Below are 20,926 nucleotides of genomic sequence, written 5' to 3' on the forward strand. Positions count from 1 at the left end.
AGCGATGTGCCGGTGGCTCGGCGCTGGCTGAATGGTTGCTGTGCGCAGGGACCCGCGAACCCCCTCACGGGAAGCGTTCCGGGGCGCTCCGCACGAGCCAACTGTCATGCGCCGAAGGGAACTGCCATGTCCGTCTCCACCTCCTCATCAACTCGCCGCCGGATACTGCGCGGAGCGCTGACGGTGGCCTTGGTGACCGGTATGGCCGGAGGGCTCGCGGCCTGCTCGGACGACTCGGAATCGGGCTCGGGCTCGGTGAAGACATCGGCAGGCGGCAAGACGGCCGGCAAGCGGCTGGCCGGTCTCGCGCAGAAGGCGGCGGACAAGGGTTCCCTCGGTGTGATCGTCCGGGTCGACCGGGGCAAGGGTGCGCCCGTGGAGATCGCACGGCAGGCCGCGTGGACCAAGGAAGATCACCGCCTCGCCGCCGACGACCAGTTCAGGCTCGGGTCCAACACCAAGACGGTCACCGCGACCCTCGTTCTGCAACAGGTGGCCAAGGGCAAGGTCGGCCTGGACGACCCGGTGGAGAAGTGGCTGCCCGGCGTGGTCAAGGGCGGCGAGGACATCACCGTGCGGATGCTGCTCAACCACACCAGCGGGCTGGGCGACTTCCTGCTGACCCCGGAGTTCCTGCCCTCCCTCACGGGCCAGAAGCCGCGCACCTGGCGGCCGAAGGAGCTCCTCGCCATCACTCCTCAGCAGGACCCGCCGGCCGGGCCCGGTGAGAAGCACTCCTACAGCAACGCCAACTACGCGGCCCTCGGGCTGATCGTGGAGAAGGCCACCGGGAGCAGCCTGGCCGAGCTGATCGAGCAGAAGATCACCAAGCCGCTGGGGATGAAGGACTCGTTCCTGGCCGAGGACGCCGGCTGGAGCACCGGGAAAGAGCATGTGACCGGCTACGAACCGGACGCGAAGCGGCTCAGGGGCATCCTCTCCGGGACCGTCGACCTGCCCAAGGGCGTGGGTTTCGTCGGCCCTGAACGTCCCCGGGGCAACGTCGACACCACCGGCATCGACCCGAGTTGGGCGGGCGCGGCGGGAGGCATGGTCTCCACCGCGCAGGACTGGCAGCGCTTCCTGACCGCGCTCACCTCCGGCAAGCTCCTGCCCAAGGCCCAGCTGAAGCAGATGCGCACCACTGTCGCAGCGCCCGAGGAAGGCGGAGGGTACGGGCTGGGCCTGATGAAGGTGAACACGCCCTGCGGCACCGTCTGGGGCCACACCGGCGGCCTGCCCGGCTACTCCAGCGAGGTCTACACCGACGCGAGCGGCAAGCGCAGTGTCGCGGTCCTGACGAGCACGAACTTCGGCATCAAGGAACCGTCGGCCGCGAAGGCGAACAAGGCCCTCGTCGACGCGGCGGCCTGCAACATGCTGGGCAAGCCCCGCCCCTCCGCGAGCCCGTCCAAGTGACCACCGCGGACGCCGCGGGCGCGGGCGAGGGCGGCGGCCCGTCGGCTGGGCGGGGTCACGGTCCTCTCCGGGGCCAGGACTCACTGTCCTAGTTGGCTGTACAACTCGATTCGGGGCGGCGGAGCCCGGTGACCGTACGGCGCACCCCGCCCGGGCGGGAAGGGCCGCGCCGCGCACGTGCGCGGCGCGGCTAGGCTCGCGGAGGAACGGACGGCGAAGGACGGCGCACGGGAGAGCGGCAGTGGTGGACGGCGCGACTCAAGGCGGCGCGAAGGCGGCCAGGCCGCTGACGCTGTACCGGAAGGTGGCGGCCGACCTGGGGCGGGAGATCTCCGAGGGTGCCTACGGCTCAGGGGGCAGGCTTCCCGCCGAGGGCGAGCTGGCCGAGCGGTACGGCGTCTCGCGGGGCACCATCCGGCAGGCGCTCTCCGTGCTGCGCGCCAACGGCCTCGTCACCTCCCGCCGCGGCACCCGCCGGGTCGTGCTGCGCACCGCCCACGTGCAGAGCTTCGGCGAGCTGCTCAGCTTCACCCGCTGGGCCCGCTCCATGGGAGAGGAACCCGGCGGCCGGATCGTGCGCCTCGACCTGGACCGTGCCGACGGCACCGAGCGCGAGCAGCTCCGGCTGGACGACGGGGCCCGCGTCTGCCGGATGCTGCGCGTCCGTACGCTCTCGGGGCGGCCCGTGATGGTGGAGCGCACGGTCTACCCCGAGGCCATCGGCGCACTCGTCGCGGAGCTGGACGCCGACACCGTGTCGTACACCGTGCGGCTCGAAGAACAGGGCGTGCTCTTCGCCGACGCCCAGCACACCCTCGATCTCGTCCAGGCCGACAAGGACGACGCCGAACTGCTCGGCTGCCGCCCCGGCGAACCGCTGCTGCGGGAGCGGCGGCGCAGCACGGACCCCGCAGGGGCTCCGATCGAGTGGTCGGAGGACCGCTATCTGCCAGGCACGGTGGCCTTCACCGTGCACAGTTCCGCCACGTCCGGCTCCCTCGCCCGGCGCCCCGGCACACCGCCGGCGTAGGACTGAGCGCGTGCCGGGGCCCTGGCCTCAGCCCCGCCGGGTCCGCAGCAGTGCGGCGAGCAGCGGCCGGAAGTGGGCGAAGTCCGGAGTGGCCGCCGCGGCGTCCTTTGCCCGGTCGTCCCACCGCCGCAGGGCCACGCCGTCCTCGGCGTACGGATTCGCCTCGAACTCCGCGACCTCCTCGGGGGACATCGGCCCGCCCTGCACCTCAAGGGTGAACACCGATGCCTCGGAGAGCGCGTCGAGGTATGCCGGTTCCACCGCGCACAGATAGCGCTTGGCGGCGACGTGCAGCCGCACCGGCTCGGTGACCTCGGGCCCGAACCAGGGGGCGAGCCGGTCGGCGCCGGTGTGGCTGTGCCGGTTGTCCTTGCCGTCCATCAGGTCGGTGCCGTGCAGCGGACCGTGGAAGTGGCCGATGTCGTGCAGCACAGCCGCCGCGACGAGGTGGTCGGGCGCCCCGGCGGCCTCGGCCAGCGCGCCCGCCTGGAGCATGTGCTGCGCCATGGTCACCTCTTCGCCGAGATACTCACCGGCCCCTTCCCCGGCGAACAGCGCGGCGAGTTCGTCGAGCGGGCCGTCCTCGGCGGCGGCCTGCTCACGGCGGAGCACGGCCAGCGTGCTCGCCAGCCCGTCCATGTCCGCGTAGGTGCCCTGGAGATGGCGCGCGCCACTCTCCGAGAAGGCCGTACGGGCGTGCAGCAGGCGGACGTTGTCGAAGATCAGGCAGTCGCCGGGCGTCAGCCGGAAGTCGAGCTGCAGCCCGGGCCGCAGCAGGATCTCGGCGAAGGTGCGATAGGCCAGGTAGAAGGCGTCGAGGTCGGCGGCAGGCAGCCGGAGCGTGCCGATGGAACGGTTGTTGAAGCGCACCTCGCGGACCCTGCCGAGCGGGTCCACATCGATCAGCGGACGGTCGGCCGCCAGCGCCGTACCTGCGTCGTCGAAGCGGAACGGGACGGGTGTGCGCGTCAGCGTGGCGAACGCCGCCTGGTCCTCGTCCCGCAGCAGCGCGGCGGCCTGGAAGCCGTCCACCAGCCCGGAGTCGCCGCCGGCTGCGGCATTGGTCAGACAGTGCAGGAGCTGGAGGGTCGGTACGGGGTCGCGGTACGGGTTGTCGGTGTGCGGGGTGATACGCGCCCCGGTGAACGCCAGGTTGTTCGGGTCGGGTTCCACGCGTACCTCGAACAACTTCCCGTAGTTGGTCTCCCGCACGAAACCGAACGTGCGGGCCACGTCGAGGACCTGTCCCTCCCGGCGCGGTACGTCCCTCAGCAGCGCGAAGCCGTACCGGAGCACGGCGTCCAGCACCCGGGCGCGCGTGGCCGGTTCGCTCTCGTACGCGGCCCATGTGGCCTCGGGCAGCGCACCTGCCAGATCGGCGGCCCGCCACAGCGTCTTGTCCGCCTCGGTGCGGCCGTCGCCCGTGCCACCGCTCACGCCGGGCTCGTGCTCCGCCAGCCACTCGTGCGCGTAGACGGACCTGTGCCCGTCGGGGGACCAGATCACCTCGGTCCCGGCCCCGTCCGCCGCCTGGCGCACCTCGCCGACGGCCAGATCCCGGGGCAGATCCACGATCTGGAACAGCTTCTGCCCGTTGCGCGGGTCGCGGCAGTCGGCGCAGGGGCAGTTGTCACGCAGCCATACGGCAGGAAGACGCTCGGGGGAGGGTGCGGGCATCGCGACGATTCTCCTTAAGTTGTATAGCCAACTTTCGTCTGTCGGGGTCGAACGTTACAGGCAGAAGTGAAGGTGAACCATGCCGGGGATGTCGCTCGCGCGAACACTGGCGCGAACACAGGGGAAGCAGGGTGCGCTTGCCACCAGGGCCCCGCTTCCGTGCTTCCGTCGCGCGCCGCACCGGTTCGAGCGGTCGGCGCAGCGCGCGGCGCCCCCTGCCTCGGCTTGAGGCAGGGGGCGCCGGAGGACTCGGAGGTACGGGGCCTGGAGCAGCCGGAGGTTACGGGGACCCGGGTGCTTCCGGGGACTCCTGGATCTGCTGGTCCTCCGTGGGGAGCTGGGCCTCGGCCTCGTGGAGGAGGTCGGTGACCGTGGCCGCGAAGTGGGCGTCGCAGGGGTGCGGGACACCGCTGCGTACCGCGGCGAGCAGCGCGTCGATGGCCACGCCGAACGCCTCCTCTGGCGGCTCCTCGCGGTCGGGGAGCTGGGCGGCGCCCGCGGGCCCCCTGACCTCCGCGGTGACACCGGCGGCTGCGGGCGGCACGGAGTGGCTGAGTACGCAGGTGCTGGAGCCGCCGGACTCGTGCCGCAGTACGAGATGCACGGTGTCACCGCTGCCGCCAGGTACGGCCGTGATCTCCGTCGCGGTGCCGAGCAGCGGCAGGAGTACGGACAGCGCGTGCGGCCCCACGTCCCACAGTGCGCCCTTCTCGCGGCGCCAGGGTGAAGCGGTGTAGGGGGAGTCGCCGCCGCCGAAGACGGGAGAGAGCCAGTCGGCGCGGCCGAGCCGCCAACCGCCTTTCTGCGCTTGGGAGTTCATCCAGTTGGCGGTCGTCCCGCTGAAGTGCAGCGTGAAGAAGACGACGGTGGCGACCCCGGCGCGGTCGGCGGCATGGGTGACAGCGCGTGCGGCCTCGGGTGTGGTGGCGAGAGGTTTGTCGAGCAGCAGATGGCAGCCCGCTTCGGCGGCCCGTACGGCGAGTGGGGCCTGCACGTCGGGAGGCAGCGCGATGGCCACGGCGTCACATGCGGCGAACAGCGCGTCGACGCCGGAGTACGCCTCCGTACCCAGCCGTTCCGCCTGCGCCGACGCGGCCTCGGCCCGCCGTCCCCATACGCCCACCAGCTCGACGTCGGGGTGCGCGACGAGCGCGGGTCCGTGTGTGCGGTCCGCCCAGGGACCTGTGCCGAGAAGTCCGAATCTCATGACGGCAGCGTAGGAGGCGAACGGTCCGGGGCAGCGCCGCAGGCATATCCCGCTTCCACCCAATCGGGTAATAGCCCTCCAACGCTGAACCGGATGGTCATAGTCTGCGTGCTATCCCATGCGGGGCCCCACTGTCCGGGTGTGTGTGCCTGTGACCGAGGACCCGTGCGGCCCAAGTTCCTTGAACAGCAAGCGGGTTGTGAGGAAAGGCGGGAGCCGATGACGGAAGCGCTGACGCCGCGGCGTCACCACGCGCCCCCACGTGCGGAGCTGCTTCTCGGCCGTGAGGCCGATGACGACGTCACACGTGCGCTCGTCGAACACTTCACAGCGGCCGGGCACGCCGTGACCACGCGCCGCGTGCTGGACCACCGCGGCGCCGATTCGCTGACCTGGATCGTGCTGGCCGCACTGCCCCTCCAGGCGTTCCTGAGCGGCCTGGGCAGCGAGGCGGCAGGTGACACCTACCGGGGCCTGAAGAGGCTGGTCGGCAGGCTCGGCCCGACGAGCCGCCCGGACGGGCCGGACGGGCCGGACGGGCCTGACGGGCCGGGCGGGACGGGTGAGCCGGACGGGGAGGACGGCGGGGAGGACGGACTCGCGGGGCGTACCGCGGGACGTGCCGCACCGGTGCCGCTCGTGCTCCAGGACCCGCGTACGGGGCTGGTCGTTGTGCTGGAGGCCGACCTTCCTGAGGAGGCGTACGAGCGGCTGACGCGGCTGGACCTGTCCGCGTTCCGGCTGGGGCCGCTGCACTACGACAGGGCGTCGGGACGCTGGCGCTCCGAGCTGGACGAAGCCGCGCGCTAGCGGCGACAGCGGGCCGACGGGGGACGGGGAGGGCTCACGGATGCTGCGCAACCTTTCACTGCGCAGGGCGCGCAAGGCGCTGGAACGGGGAGCGGCGCAGCTCGCGCTGGGAGACGCGGCGGGCGCGGCGAGCGGCTACGACGAGGCGCTCGCGCGTATCGGCGACGGGGAGCGCGCGGGCACGCAGGAGGCCGCCGACGTGGCGGCCGAGGCGCTGATCGGGCGCGGGCGCGCGCATCTGCTGGCAGGCGGCTTCCACGAGGCGCTGGACTGTTTCCTGCGTGCCCAGGTGGCCAGGCCCGAGTGGTGGGAGCCGCACCACCGCGCGGGCTGCGCCGCCGCGCACCTCGCCAACTGGGGTCAGGCGGTGACCTGTTGGACCACCGCGCTCCAGTGCGGCGGCCCCGAACCGGACGGCTGGGGTGACGGCGTCACGCCGGCCGGCGTCCGTGTCCAGCGCGCCTACGCGCACGAGCGGCAGGGGCACACCGACGAGGCACGCGCCGACCTGTGGGCCGCGGCTGCCGAGGGCCCGTTGGAGGAGGGGGCGCGCTGGACCCTCGCCGTACTGGAGTTGCGCGCCGGCGCCTGGGAATCCGCCGAACGTGTGCTGCGCCAGCTCATGGACCCGGCCTCGCCGAGGGCCCCGCAGGCGATGGCCATGCTCGCGCACGCGATGGAGCGGCAGGGGCAGGCGGAGAAGGCGCTGGCGAGTTACCAGCAGGCCATTGATGGCGGTAACACCGAGGACGCGGTGCTGTTCCGGCACGGCTTCGTGGCCTACGGGCTGGGGCGCTACGACGACGCCGTGACCTCCTGGACCCGGCTGCACGCGCGCCACCCGCACCGCGCCCGCCTCCGGCTGCTGGTGGCACGCGCGACGCTGGCCGCGGCCCACCCGCACGTCGTACGCAAGGACTTCGGCGCCGCGCTCGACCGTCTGGCGCGCAGCGAACCCCTGTGGCCCGAGGGCCCGCCCGAAGGGTTCGCCGGGACGGTGACCGAGCTGCACCTGTACGCCGCATGGCGTGCCGCGGCGCGGCACGACGAGGCCGGGCGCAAGGAGGCCAGGTGGCACCTGGGCGAGGCGTACGCGCGCCGCCCTGACGACCACCGCGTGCAGCGCCACCTGGCTCCGCTCGCGTTCCTCGCGGGCGAGCGCGAGCGTGCCGTCTCGCTGTGGGAGAGCGCGCTGCGGCAGGTGCCCGGCGACCCGGAGGTGCGCTACGCGCTCGCCGTGTGCCGTGCGACGGACGTCCAGCCACCCGGATCTCCGCCGGACCCGCAGCTTCCCGGCGCTCCGCCGGACGACCAGCCACCCGGCCTCCCTGACGAGGCCCGGTCCGGTGCCGAACCGCTCGCCTCCATGCGCGAGTTGGAGCTGCTGTCCGCCGAGGCGACGGTGCCGGGCCCCGGGGCTCCTGTCGTACGTGGCGGCACGGCGCGGCGCGCGGCCTGTGCGCTGGCGGCGCTGTACATCCGTGCGGGGCAGTGGGCCGAGGCCGTACACGTGCTGGAGCCGCTGACGCCGGGGCCCAGGCGGGACGCGCTGCTCGCCGAGTCCCTCTACCGGAGCGGGCGGGCCCACTACGTCACCGGTGACCGGCTCTCCTCCGATCTGGGCCCGTGGTGGCGGGCGGTGGCGCTGTGCGCCGAGGGGCGGCTCGACCTGGTGCGCAAGGCCGTACGCCACGCACCGCCCCGCGGCGCCGAGCGCGCCGCACGCGAACTCGCCCTGCTGCTGCGCGAGAAGGCACTGTCGGCCGTGACCCGCGCGCTGGAGCTGGAGCGGGCGGGGAAGCCGGAACCGATTGGTGAGCCGGGTCCGGAGCGGGAGCCGGCGGCGGGGGAGGAGGGGTGGCGGGAGGCCGCCTCGTTGTTCGCGCTCGCCCGCGCGACCCGTAACCCGGCTGCGTACCCCCAGCGTGCCGCCGTGCTGGACGCCTCCGTGCTGCTGAGGGGCGGCAAGTACGCGGAGGCCGTCACGGACCTGGCCGAAGCGTGCGGGCGCGATCCCGGTGACCACCGTGCAGCGCACACGCTGGGCCTCGCCCTCCTGCACGGGCTGTCGGCCCGTACGCCCGCCGGAGAGGCCGACAGGGCCGACAGGGCCGGCTGGGAGCGGTGCCTCGCGGTCTGGGCCACCGTTCTGCACAGCGACACCTTCTGGGCCGACTTCCAGTCGCGGGCCGAGCGCCGCTACGGAACCCCCGTACAGTCCGCGCACATGGAGCCCTTGCGCGGCGCGTTCAGGCAGCTCCTGGAGAACCGGCTTCCGCACGCGAACGGAGAGGCGGGAGGAGACGCGAACGGGAGCGGCCTCGGTGCTGTGGCCGCCAACGAGGGGCACGCCCAGGCGGGCGGCAGCCTGCGCCTGCTCTTCCAGCGGGAGGCCGAAGCGGCGCAGGCGCTCAAGGAGTTCGGGGGATTCCCCGGGCCCCGCATCCCCCAATCGTCGCCCGTGTCAGGCCCCGCACCGGTCCCGGGGCCCCGGGACCGGCCTGGTTCAGGGACCGGCTCACGGACCGGGGCCAGTGCCAGGTCCGGGGCCGGTGCCAGGCGCGGGTCAGGGGCCACCTCCCAGCACACGTCCACACTCGTATGCGGGCCGCTGCGGCTGGCGCAGCTGGGGCTGCATCAGGAGTTCGGGGCTTTCCTGGCCGAACGGGTCGCAGCCGGACGCGCGTCGGGCGGCGCGGGCCTCGGCCTGTTCGAGCGGCTGCGGCAGCACGGCAGTGGTGCGCGGCTGCCCGGCGGGGAAGCGCCGCTGCCGGATCTGCAAGCACTGGCCGATCTGGTGGGCCCGGCCGCCGGGCGGCGCGTGCCGGCGGAGCTGCGGCAGCTCTTCTCCCAACTGGGGCCCGCACGCGTGCAGTTCACCGCAGGCCAGCTCAAGGAGGCGCTGGAGGCGCTGGCCGACCTGCGCTGCCCCGCCTGCCGGGCACGCGGCGGACAGCGTGCGGGACAGCACGGCGGGCAGCGCGAGGGACGGCACGGCGACCCCGGCGGCCCGTTGCTGTGCGCGCAGGACTGCCCGGACTTCGATGTGCACAACCCCGGTTACGCCGACCTCCAGGCCAAGCACGCCGCGCTCGCCGGGGCGGCCCGTGACCTCGCGGCCGAGGCACTTCTCGGGCTCGGGCTGAACGCGCTGACCAGCGGCGAACCCGATCTCACCGCCGCCAGGGACCACTGGCGCGAGGCCGCGGCACGGGGCGCTGACGACACGCAGCACAGCATGGCCGAGATGGCCATCGGCAGGGCCGGGGCGCTGACACGGGCACGCAAGCTGGACGAGGCCGTCGACGTGCTCGCGCTCGCACACGGGCTGCTGACGGGGGCCGAGCGCGAGCGTGTCAGGGGCAGGCTGGCCAGCGCGCTCACGGACCGGGGCGTCGTCAGCGCCAACAACGACATCGAACAGCTGGAGCAGCCCACCGCCGACCTGCGCCGCGCCGCCGACCTCAACCCGCATCTGCTGCGCGCCCAGATCAACCTCGGGCTCGTCCTGCGGGCACAGGGCGTGCAGCGTGCCCGCGAAGGGAGGGTCAGCGAGTCGCTGGAGCTGCTCCAGGAGACCGTCGACCGGATGACCGCCGCGCTCCGGCACAACGGGTCGCACCGTGAGCTGGAGGACATCCTCGGCAAGACCACGGCGGACCTGTCGGTCCTCCTCTCCCGGTACGGCAGGAGGTGACGACGACCGTGCAGGCATACGACGAACTCCGGGTACGCGCCCACGAGATCGGCCCAGGGCGCTATCTCGTCACCGCCAACGGGCCCGCTTCGGCCGCCGACATCATCGAGCCCGGTACCGCGCCCGAGCGGCTGCGCGAACGGTTCGCGCAGCTCATACAGGTCGAGTTGGGCCGCGCGCCGTCCGGCGAGAGCCATGTCACCGCGAGGCTGCGCGCGTTGGGCCGCGAGGTGTACGACCTGCTGCTCACCCCGCCGCTCGCCGACTGTGTGGCACGCGCGCTGGACCGCGCCCGCGAACAGCGCCCCGCACGCGGGCTGCGGCTGCGCTTCAGCCTGCCGCCCGCCCTGCGCGACCTGCCCGTCGAGACCCTCACGGCGCCCGCGACCGCACCGCAGCAGTCCCTCGCCCTCAACCACAGCCTGTCCCTCGTCCGTACCCTCGACGGCGACCCGCCCGGCGCCCGGCTGCCCGAACCCGGCTCGGAGCCGGGCCACATCCGCCTCCTCGTCGCCGCCGCCTCCCCGGAGGACCCGGACCTGCCTGCGCTGCGGCCCGGGCCCGAACTGGAGGCGCTGACCCGCGAACTGCCTGAGGTGGCCGTCCAGACGACCGTTCTCGAACACGCCACCAGGCGCAGTCTGGAGGACACCCTCGCCGCACACGGCGACCAGCCCACCGTCCTGCTGCTCATCGCGCACGGCACCTACGACGAGGAGCGCGGCGAGGGACTCGTCCATCTGGAGGCCGAGGACGGCACCAGCGACCGGGTGCCGGGGCACCTGCTGAGCGGCATGCTCACCCGCGCACCGCAGCTGCGTCTCGTGGTCCTCAACCTGTGCTCCGGCGCCGACAGCGCCACCAGCGAACCCTTCTCCGGGCTCGCACAGGCCCTCATCGGGCGGGGCGTGCCCGCCGTCGTCGCCATGCGCGGGCAGGTCAGCGATGTCGCCTCGGCCGCCTTCTCACCCGTACTCCTCCAGGGGGTCTCCGCCAACCGCACCCTGGACGAGTGCGTGACCACGGCACGCCGCCACATCTCCGACCTGCCGGGGCACACCGCGATCGAGTGGACGACGCCCGTCCTCTTCCTGCACGAGTCCTACCGGCACGGGTGGCTGTTCAAGGCGCGCGAGGTGCGCGACGAGAAGGACGCGCAGCACGATCCGCTGCACGCGGGCGCCGAGGCGCTGCGCGAGTACGAGGAGGCCACGGGGCACGTCCGGCCCGAACTGATCATGTCGGCGGCCCGGTTCCTGCGGGAGTCGGGCGAATGGGAACGCGTGCTGCGTACCACCCAGCCCGAAGTACGCCGCTACCGCTCCGAGCGCGCCTGGCTGCGCGACGAGGCCCGTACCGAGATCGCCTGGCCCGGCGTGGTGCGCCTGTGCGACCTGCTCGCCGCGGGTGCCGACATGGAAGCCGAGAACGGACCCGGCGCCGCGCTCACCGCGCTGCGCGGCCAGCTTCCGACGGCGCTCGCCACCTGCCTGAGCGCCGAGGTCCGCCAGGTGCGCAAGCTCGCCGGACTTCTCGAACGCGCCGCCGTGGCCGAGAGCCGGGGCGACTGGCAGACCGCGCTGCGCCACTACGACGAGGTGCTGCGCGAGCGCCCCCACGGGTTCCGCGACGCCGAACGCCGGCGCGCGGCGGCACGCGACGAGGCCGAGGTGGCCGGGATGTACGCGGCGGCCGAGCGCACCAGGGAAGCGGGCGACTGGCCGGGCGCCGCACGCCGCTACGCCGATGTGCTCGCCCACCGCTCCGACGGCTACCGCGAGGCCGCGCACCTCGCCGCCTACACAGGGGCACGCACAGCCGAGGCCGAGGGCGACTGGCCGGCGGCTGCCGAGGGGTACGCGCGGTGCGGCGCGACGCTCGACGCACCGGCCCGCCTCACCTCCGTACGGGGCAGGGCCGCCGCCGCTGCCGGACGCTGGGACGAGGCACGCGACGCCTGCGCCGAGGCCGTCGAACTCGGCCTGCCCGACGAGGGCTGGGCCACCTACGCCGCCGCACGTGCCGCGGAGGACGCGGGCGACTGGACCCTCGCGGCGCACGCCTACGCGGCCCAGCCCGGCAGCGCTGACGGCGCCCGGCGCCTCCCGTACGCGCGTGCCCGCGCTTGCGCGGCGCACGGCGACTGGCCCGCCGCGCTCCGCCACTTCGACGCGGCGCTCGCCGAGGACCCCGGAGCGGCCACTGACAGGGCCGCCCCGGTGGCCGAGGCACACGCGCCCTGGCACGAGCGCGCCCGTACGCACGTGTACGACCTGGGCGCCGAGGCCGAGGAGTGCGCCCAATGGGCCCTGGCAGCCGAGCTGTTCGGGATGCTTCCCGGCACCGTCCTCCGCAAGGGCCAGGCCGCGTACGCCGACGCCGCACGCCGCGCCCACTACGCGCGGGGCCGCGCAGCGCAGGAGGCAGGGCGCTGGGACGAGGCGGCCGGCGCCTACCGCACGACAGGTCACGCCGACGCGGCACTGCGGCTCGGCTACGTACGCGGCAGGGCATACGAGGAGGCGGAGGAGTGGGAGGAGGCGCGCGCATGCTGGCTGCGGCTGCCCTCGCGCCTGCTCGACGCGGCCGAGCGGCACCTGTACGCGGCCGGCAGGATCGCCGACCGCGACGGCGACTGGGCAGGCGTCATCGAGGGGTTCGGGCGGCTGCCCGACAGCCACGCCGGAGGCGAGGTCGGCAGCCGGCGCCTGCACGCACGCGCCCGCCTCGCCGAGGCGCGCGCCGACTGGGGCTCCGTACTCAGCCACCTCAGCGGCATCCCCGACGGCGAACGGGGCGGCGCCGTACGGCTGTTGCGGGCCAAGGCGGGCGGCAGGCGCGCCGAGGAGAGCGGCGACTGGCCCGGCGCCCTCGACCACTACCTGCGCGCGGGCGATTCCGATCCGGAGGTGGCCGCGCTCTGCCACTACGCGCGCGGGCGCACCCACGAGACGGCGTGCAGGTGGACCGAGGCACTCGCCGCCTACGCGCCGCTCACCGAGGACCACCAGGACGTCGCCTTCCGCCGCGCCTACGCGCACGCCCGGCTGGCCGAACAGGCGGCCGAGGAAGCGGGAACGGCGACCGACGAAGCAGGAACGGGGGCCGACGCGGCGGGAACGGCGGCCGAAGGAGCGGGGCAGGCAGGCAGGGATGCGGCCGGCCCGGGCGGCTTCGGCGAGTACCCCGGTCATGAGGGGTGGCAGGCGGCGCGCGAGGCGTACGACAAGCTTCCCCGCGACTTCGAGGACGTCGCACGCCGCGCCGCTTACGCGCGCGCCCGTCTCGCCGAGGCAGCGGGGGACTGGCAGGCCGCCGCAGCCGAGGCCGACCCCCTCGGCGCCTACCGGGACGCACGGGCACTCGCCGCCTACGCGCGCGCCCGTCTCGCCGAGGCGGGGGAGCGCTGGACGGAGGCGGCCGAGGCGTACGAGCGCTGCCCCGCACGGCTCGACACCCCGGGCCGCCTCGCCTACGCGCGCGGCCGGTCCCGCGAGGCGGCGGGCCAGTGGAGCGCCGCCATCGACGCGTACGGGCAGGCGCTGGAGGCGCACAGCGAGGCGGCACCGCGCAGGCGACGGCTGCGCAGGCTGCGCGAGGCCCTGCCGTGGGCCGACGGGCTCGGCAGCACCCTTCTGGTCGCCGACAAGTGCGCGCTGGAGGACCCCGCCTTCCCGTACCTCGCACTCAGGGGCGTCGGCATCACCCCAGGTTCCTCGACAGAGGAGGTGCAGAACGCCGTCTACGCGCTGATGGAGCACGGCGCCATGGCGTGGCACGAGCGCGTCGCCTGGGACCAGTTGCGGATGCCGGCCAAGCGCCTCCAGCTCGACGCACTGCTCTACCGCCTGCGCGACCCCGCCGGGCTGCGCGAGAAGCTCACCGCGCTGCCGTCAGGCGGAGTGGCGGGCGGCGGCGAACCCCTGGATCTGCTCTGTGCCCAACTGCCGGACGACACGCCCCTGTTGGTGCTCCTCGCGCGCGGACGCCAGGAGGCCATCGAGGTGTGGGAACGGCGGCTGCGCGCCACACCGGCCGACATGGACACCGTGCACGCGCTGGCCGTCGCCCGGCTGTGGGAGGCACGCGAACTGGAGGAGAGCGGCGCGTGGGAGCACGCGGCACTCTCCTGGGAACGCGCCCTCGCCTACTGGGCCGCGCTCCTCACCGACGACGCGCACTGGACCCGCTGGCGCCGGGCCCGGGCCGCCTGTTACCAGCACACCATCGCGCCCGAGGACGTGACGCAGCTGCGCTGGGAGCTGGGCCGCTCCCTGTTCGACATGCTGTCCGGATACGCGGAACGCCACGCTGAGCAGGGCCGCACCGAGCATGTCCGTACGTACAAGTCCCTCGTCGCGCTCCTGGAAACCGAGCTGGACAGCGCCCGCGAACTCAAGGACGCCGGCGGCCTCCCCCTGCCCGACGGCCCGGAAGCGGAACCTGGCCAGGCACCGGAACAGGGCATGTTGCCGGACCCGGTCCTTGCGCCGGAAGGGGCCCAGGCACCGGAAAGGGGCCAGGCCCTGGAAGCGGCCCCCGCTCGGCCCCAGGCGCCGGAACCGGAACCGGGGAGGGCGAGCGAGAGGGACGCGGGCGCGGGGAGGGTGACCGAGAGGGGCGCGGGCGCGGGGCGGCTCGCCGCCGGGCCCGCCTACCTGCGGATGATGGGCCTCCAGGCACCGCTGGCCGCGTTCGCCGCACGCCTCGACCCGCCCCCGCATGCCGACGAGGGCGGCCAGGACCGGAGTCCAGGACAGAGCCCCGGCCAGAGCCCCGACCGGAATGCGGGACACGACACGGGACACAGCAGGGGTCATGGCACGGGCCACGACCCCGGCGCCGTGTCCCTGCGGGCCCTCGTGGCCGGTCCCGGCACTGCTGCCGGGACCGACCAGGATCACGCGGCGGCCGAGCACACCGCGCGGGCCGTGCGCCGCGCGTTCTCCGAACTGGCCACGGCCTCCACGCTCTTCGGCCACCACAGGTTCGAGCCGGCGCTGCGTGCCCTCCCTCCCGTACGCGCCCTCGCCGACCTGCCCGACGACTGCGTACCGGAGGGCCGCGGAGAAGCGGGGCACGCCGTGCAGTGCACCCACTGCACGGAGTTCCTGCGCGACAACCCCGCCTACACCCATCTGGCACGCCGCAGGTCGCGTCTCGTTCAGGACACCGTCGACCTCGCCGTACGGGCACGCCTCGCGCTCGCGCGTATCGCGCTCACCGGTACGGAACCCGACCCCGACGGCGCGCTCGAACAGTGGGCCGAGGCCATCCGCGTCGCGCAGGCGGGCGCCATGACCGTACGGACCAAGCACGCCATCGCCCGCACCGTCCTCGGCCGCGCCGACGCGCTCGCCGACGGTACGGGCGACCGGCTCGGTGCCTGTCTGGACGCCGCCGTCGACCTCGTGGACCGTGCGCTGCCGCTGCTGGGAGCCCCCGGCAGGGAACAGCTGAGCGGCAAACTGTCCGAACTGCTCTCCACGCGCGGCGTCTGGCGCGGCTACGGCTGCGCGGACTTCGGTATGCGCCCCGACATCCCGCGCGCCGAGGCCGATCTGCGCCGCGCCCTCGCCCTCAACCCCGAGTCCGTACGCGCCCGTGACAACCTCGCCCGCGCCCTCGTGTTCGGCATGGAGTCACGCGCCGTACCCCGTACGCCGTTCCACAAGCTGGGCACGCTGCACGAGGCACTGACCCTCGTCCACGAGGGCCTGGAACGCGCGCCCACGCACGCCAGGTTCCGCGAAACGCTCGGCGAGACCCTCCAGGACCTGGAGGCCCTGCTGCTGAACGGCCTCAGCTTCGACGAACTGGCCGCGTTCTTCCGGCCTTCCGGCACCGAGGAAGGCGCCGCCACGGGTCCGGACGCCGGCACGGGACCTGACGCCCACACGGGACCGGGTGCCGAAGCGGCCACCGGGGCCGGGGGCGGTGCCGGTGCCGGGCGTGAGAGTCCCACCGAGCGCGTCGGCGGCACCACGGCCGCCGTCCACCGTCTCGTACGCGCCACGCGCGCCGATCCCGCCGACGCGGCGCTGCGCCGCGACCTGCTCGCCACCGTCCAGCAGCGGCTCGACGAGCTGCGCCCGCCCGAGGAGTGAGAGCCGTGTTCAAGGATCCCCGTACGACGTGGGACGGACCGTACCCGTACGACGTGCTGGCTCCGGCCGGAGTGACGCCGGAGACCACGCACGCGGACATGCAGGACGTCTCGTTCGAGCTGATGACCCGGCGCATGATGACGCCGGAGACCCAGACGGCGTGGAACGAACTGCGCACCGTACCGCGCAGGCTCCGCGCCGATCTCGTCCTCTACGACGTCGACCCGGCGGCCGAGACGCCCGGCGAGCTGGAGGCGACCCGTACCGCGCTCAGCTCGCACGGTGTGCCGCCCGAGGCCGGGGCCTGCCTCGCGCTCGACTCGCTGTGCCACGAGGCGCTGGACGGCCTCGCCGACGAACTGGACGGTGCCGAGCTGGAGTTGCCCCGCATCCAGGACATGACGGAGTTCGCGGAACCCGTTCCGCCCGCGTTCCTGGACGAACTGATCCGCTTCGACCGCTGACCCCGCTGACCCCGCTGACCCCGCTGATCCCGCTGACGACGCCGGCCTCGCTGACGGCCCGGACGTGGCTGACGGCCCCGGCGTCGCCGCTACCGCTCACATCGCTGACCGAGCCGTCGCCACCGAGCCAACGGCACCGACCGGACGGCACCGTCCTAACGGGATCGTCCTGACGCCACCGAGCTATCGACATCGAGCTATCGAGGAGTCCATGTCCATGAACGGCCCGACACCGCGCGGGGGTTCGACCGAGGACCGGCTGGCGTTCGAGTTCGCCACCGCGCTCGGCGAACGCGACGCGGCACACCAGGCGGAGACCGAACGCTTGCTGCTGGCCGTCGCCGACGCGCTCGACTCCTTCGGGCGGCTGCTCGACGGCGGCCCCGAGGCGGCTGCCCAGGACCCGGCCGGTTTCGCGGCCGGCGTGCGCCTGGCGACGGGCCAGCTGGAAAAGGCCGTACGGGAACGCGGCCTCGAACCCATCGGCGTGCACGGCGAGTTGGCCGAGCCCGCCACCCACCTCGTCACCGAGGTCAGGGACGAACCAGGGCCCGAGGACAGCGTCGTCGAGGTGCTCCAGCGCGGCTACCGCCACCAGGGCCGCGTACTGCGCGCCGCCCGCGTCGCCGTTGCCTCCGGCACCGCGCAGGGACCGGAGCCCGCACCGCTCTCCGAGCCCGAGCCCGAGCGCACTCCCGGCACCGCTGCCGCCCCCGCCCCGGCCCCCACCGTGCCTGTCCCCACTCCCACGCCCGCAGACCCCGCAGAGAACACGCCCCAGCCCCAGGAGCCCGCATGAAGGCCATCGGCATCGACCTCGGCACCACCAACTCCGCCGTGACCCGCTACGACCAGTCGCGCGGCGCCGCCTCCGTGCTGGCCAACGGCGAGGGCGAGAGCCTCACACCCTCCGTCGTCGCCGTACGCCAGCGCGACGGTTCGGAGTCGCTGCTCGTGGGCCGTATGGCGGTCAACTTCGCGGCGCGCAGGCCCAAGGACACCGTGCTGTCCGTCAAGCGGCTGATGGGCCGCGACTACGCGGACAGCGATGTCGCACAGGCCAGGGGCAGGCTCAACTACGAGATCGTGCCCGGTGACGACGACGACCCGCGCGCCCATGTCTCCCTCGCCGGCAAGACGTACACACCGGCCCAGATCTCCAGCATGATCCTGGAGAAGCTCAAGCGGGACGCCACCCGTTCCCTCGGCGAAGAGGTCACCCACGCCGTCATCACCGTGCCCGCCTACTTCCGTGACGCGCAGCGGGCCGCCACCCGCGAGGCGGGGGCGCAGGCCAACCTCGTCGTCAAGAAGATCATCGACGAGCCGACGGCGGCGGCCGTCGCCTTCGGTCTGGAGATGGACCAACAGGACCGCAGGCGCGTCCTCGTCTACGACCTGGGCGGCGGCACGTTCGACATCTCGATCCTGCACGCCGTCAAGGACAAGGCGGGCAACAACCACTTCCAGGTCCTCGACTACGTCGGCGACAGCTGGCTGGGCGGCGACGACTTCGACGGTGTCATCGTCAACAAGATCATCGAGTGGGTACAGGCCGAATCGAAGGTCGACCCGTCCGACGACAAGAAGTTCCTCTTCCTCGCCAAGAGCCATGCCGAGCAGGCGAAGAGGCAGCTCAGCCAGCTTCCCGAGGCCGACATCGTCATCCCGGCCGCCTACCGGCAGCCCGACGGCGGCCCGCTCGTCGACGTCGAGATGACCGTCACGCGTGAGCAGTACGACGCGCTGATCGACCCGCTCGTGCAGCGCACCATGAGCCTGGTCCAGGACGCGCTGGGCCGCCAGAACCTGTCGCCCGACGACATCTCCGACGTGCTCCTCGTCGGCGGCTCCACGCTCACCCCGAAGGTCTACGAGTCCGTCGAGTCCTTCTTCGGCAAGTCCAAGGTCCGCCGCAACATCAACCCCATGGAGTGCGTCGCGCTCGGCGCCGGCATCCTCGCCGGGACCCTCAACGGCGTCGAGTGCCCCGGCTGCGGCAGGTCCAACGAGGAGCAGGCCGCCGTCTGCGAGGAGTGCGGGCACAGCCTCGCGGGCGCCGCCGAGTCGGCGGACGCGCCCGTCATCTACGAGGTGACCGGCATGGCCCTCGGCATCGCGGCGGTCAAGGGCTCCCAGCAGGACACCTTCGTCCCGATCATCCCGCGCGGCACCCCGTATCCGCTGCCCGAGCCCATGCGCCGCTCCTTCCAGACCACCGACGGGCGCCTCATCCGCGTCCCCGTCTACGAGGGCGACAGCGCGGTCGCGAGCGAGAACAACGAACAGGGCGTCGTCGAGTACGAGTTGCCGCAGGAACTCGACGTCAACACCCGCGTGGACGTCACGTTCAACTACGACTCCGACCGGATCGTCACCGTCCGCATCAGCGTCCCCGGCACCGGCATGGTCAAGGAGACCACCCTGCGCACCGACACCCACCGCACCCCGGCGCCCGAACCGGAGGCCGTGGACGACGGCGGCATCGGCTGGCGCGAGGAACTGGTCTATCTGGAGGCCGAGACGCGCCGCTTCCTGCAGACCCACCAGCAGTACATCGAGCCCGCACAGGCCATGAAGATCACCCGCGATCTGGACGCCGCCCAGCAGGCGCTGAGCACCCAGGACGCCGCCGAGTGCAAGCGGATGTCCAACGTGCTGCGCTCGGACCTGTTCGGTTCGGGACTCGCCTCGCAGTTCTTCCTCGCCGAACGCGCCGTCGACGGCGCCTCCGCACCCGTGGCCCGCTCCATCAACGCGGCCGTCGCCGATGTCCAGCGCTCCTTCCAGCAGGGCAACAGGCAACTGGTCGAGGAACAGGCCCTCGCCCTGCGCGCGCTGGTCGCCAAGGCGCTGGAGGCGCGCGAGGTCGCCGAGGTCGGCGACGCGGAGACGTACGAGGGACTGCTGCGGCTGCTCGACGAGTAGGACCCCGTATCCGGCCGGTCCGTGTCCGACCGACCCTGTATCCGGTCGATGCGGACCCGACCGGCCCGTATCCAAGTGACCCGTATCCGACCGACGCGCAACCAACCGCCCCGTACCCGACCGTTCCCGTCGGACCCGCGAAGAACTCGTTGGGTCCCGTTGGACCCGCGAAACAGGAGAGCGCCGTGCCAGTGGTCAACCTCGGCCTGGACCTGGGCAGTACAGGTCTGCGTGCCGCCTGCGCCGCGCCCGGCGAACCCGCCAGGCCGCTCGCGCTGCCCGAAGGGCTGTGGCCCTGGCCGCTGTGCGAGGTGGCGACGCGTGGGCCGCTGCCCGTCGCGTTCTCCAGCCTCAAGGGGCGGCTGGGCGACGAGCGGCCCGTACGCGTGGACGGGCACACGCTCAGCGCGCGGGAAGCGGTCACCCGCGCGCTGGCCGCGGTGCGCGAACACGTCGCACGCGAGACGTCGGCCGACATCGGCCACACCGTCATCAGCGTTCCCGCGCGCTACGAGTCAGCGCGGCGCACGGCGCTGCGTGACGCCGCACACGCGGCGGGCCTGGGCGAGTTGCGGCTCATCAGCGACTCGCTCGCCGCCGCCGTCGGCCACACCGAGGGCGAGGGCAGCGGCACCCTGCTCGTCTACGGCATGGGACACAGCGGCTTCGAACTCGGCCTCGTACGCGGTGCGCGCGGCTACTACCGCGCGCTGGGCTACGAGGGCGGCTCCACACCCGGCGGCGCCTCCTTCGACGCCGAGATCCTCACCGAGGCCCTCACCCTGCTGCGCCGCCACCGCACGAAGGTGGCTGCCGACAGCATGGACGAGGCGGGCTGGGCACGGCTTCTCGGCCGCGTCCAGCGCGTGAAGGCCACGCTCGGCTCCGTCGAGGTGACCAGTGCGGGCGAGGAGGCCCAGGCCGACGAGGCGGCGCCCTCCGTACTCGCGCTCGATCCGAACGGCCGGGTGCTCGTCCAGTTCGGCGCCGCCGGCTTCGCCGCTTTCCTCCGCCAGCACGTCGAGCAGACGCTCGGCCGTACCGAGAGCCTCCTCGACCAGGCCGGCCTCGAACCGTCCGACGTGGACACGGTGCTGCTCGTCGGGGGCAGCGGCGCCATGGCCGAGGTGCGCGGCGCCGTTGCGCGGCTCGCGCCCCAGTACGCCATGGCCACGCCAGGACTCCTCGCGCACGGGGCCGCACTCCACGCCGAGCGCCTCAGCCGGGCCCCGCACGCGGGCTCCGACGACCGCGCCGTACCCGGCACCGACGAGCCGTACGAGGAACGCGCCTCCACGCCCCTCCCGCCCCTCACCGCCACGGTCCTCTCCCAGCCGGGAAGCGAACCCGGTATCGAGGAGGCACGCCGATGGGCGGCCGAGGGCCGGGTCACCGAGGCGAGGGAACTCCTCCTCCACCTCGTGGCCGAGGCACAGCACCTCCTGTCCGAACTCCCCGCGCCCGGCCTCAGCCCCGCGCCCGGCCTCAGCCCCGTGCCCGGACCCGCCCCGGCCCCGGACCGCCGCCCCGCCCCCCGCCCCGGCAGGCACCCCGGAGCGGGCCCCGCCCCCCGGCCGGCCCCCGCAC

General features: G+C 73.7%; 11 protein-coding genes. 9 read left to right on the forward strand and 2 right to left on the reverse strand.

Annotated features, from left to right (window positions below):
* Positions 1–201: 201 nt before the first annotated feature.
* Both NMN56_RS36910 and NMN56_RS36915 read left to right on the forward strand, forming a co-directional pair.
* Complete coding sequence (locus tag NMN56_RS36910; protein WP_430542811.1) at positions 202–1,419, forward strand: serine hydrolase domain-containing protein; 1,218 nt, start codon at positions 202–204, stop codon at positions 1,417–1,419.
* A 244-nt stretch (positions 1,420–1,663) separates the two neighbouring features.
* A complete protein-coding gene (locus NMN56_RS36915; protein ID WP_274039445.1) occupies positions 1,664–2,449 on the forward strand; it encodes a GntR family transcriptional regulator in 786 nt (261 codons plus the stop codon).
* A 27-nt stretch (positions 2,450–2,476) separates the two neighbouring features.
* Here NMN56_RS36915 and tmpA read toward each other — a convergent pair whose 3' ends face one another.
* Entirely contained in the window at positions 2,477–4,126 is a 1,650-nt protein-coding gene (gene tmpA, locus NMN56_RS36920) for a 2-trimethylaminoethylphosphonate dioxygenase (RefSeq protein WP_274039444.1), read from the reverse strand.
* Positions 4,127–4,406: 280 nt separating this feature from the next.
* A complete protein-coding gene (locus NMN56_RS36925; protein WP_274039443.1) occupies positions 4,407–5,333 on the reverse strand; it encodes a Gfo/Idh/MocA family protein in 927 nt (308 codons plus the stop codon).
* Positions 5,334–5,552: 219 nt separating this feature from the next.
* Here NMN56_RS36925 and NMN56_RS36930 point away from each other — a divergent pair, with 219 nt between their 5' ends.
* From NMN56_RS36930 to NMN56_RS36960, 7 genes are all read left to right on the forward strand, one after another.
* Entirely contained in the window at positions 5,553–6,143 is a 591-nt protein-coding gene (locus NMN56_RS36930; RefSeq protein WP_274039442.1) for a hypothetical protein, read from the forward strand.
* Positions 6,144–6,183: 40 nt separating this feature from the next.
* A complete protein-coding gene (locus NMN56_RS36935) occupies positions 6,184–9,840 on the forward strand; it encodes a tetratricopeptide repeat protein (RefSeq protein WP_274039441.1) in 3,657 nt (1,218 codons plus the stop codon).
* On the forward strand, positions 9,837–15,947 hold the full coding sequence (locus NMN56_RS36940; RefSeq protein WP_274039440.1) for a CHAT domain-containing protein: 6,111 nt from the start codon (positions 9,837–9,839) through the stop codon (positions 15,945–15,947). The genes NMN56_RS36935 and NMN56_RS36940 overlap by 4 nt, the downstream gene beginning before the upstream one ends.
* Before the next feature lie 5 nt (positions 15,948–15,952).
* On the forward strand, positions 15,953–16,411 hold the full coding sequence (locus tag NMN56_RS36945) for a hypothetical protein (protein WP_274039439.1): 459 nt from the start codon (positions 15,953–15,955) through the stop codon (positions 16,409–16,411).
* A gap of 217 nt (positions 16,412–16,628) precedes the next feature.
* On the forward strand, positions 16,629–17,210 hold the full coding sequence (locus tag NMN56_RS36950; RefSeq protein WP_274039438.1) for a nucleotide exchange factor GrpE: 582 nt from the start codon (positions 16,629–16,631) through the stop codon (positions 17,208–17,210).
* A complete protein-coding gene (locus NMN56_RS36955) occupies positions 17,207–19,339 on the forward strand; it encodes an Hsp70 family protein (RefSeq protein WP_274039437.1) in 2,133 nt (710 codons plus the stop codon). The genes NMN56_RS36950 and NMN56_RS36955 overlap by 4 nt, the downstream gene beginning before the upstream one ends.
* Positions 19,340–19,524: 185 nt before the next feature.
* The coding region (locus NMN56_RS36960) for an Hsp70 family protein (protein WP_283742547.1) at positions 19,525–20,926 on the forward strand (1,402 nt) is incomplete at its 3' end.

It is taken from the genome of Streptomyces iconiensis, assembly GCF_028657195.3.
In the GTDB taxonomy this organism is placed as follows: domain Bacteria; phylum Actinomycetota; class Actinomycetes; order Streptomycetales; family Streptomycetaceae; genus Streptomyces; species Streptomyces iconiensis.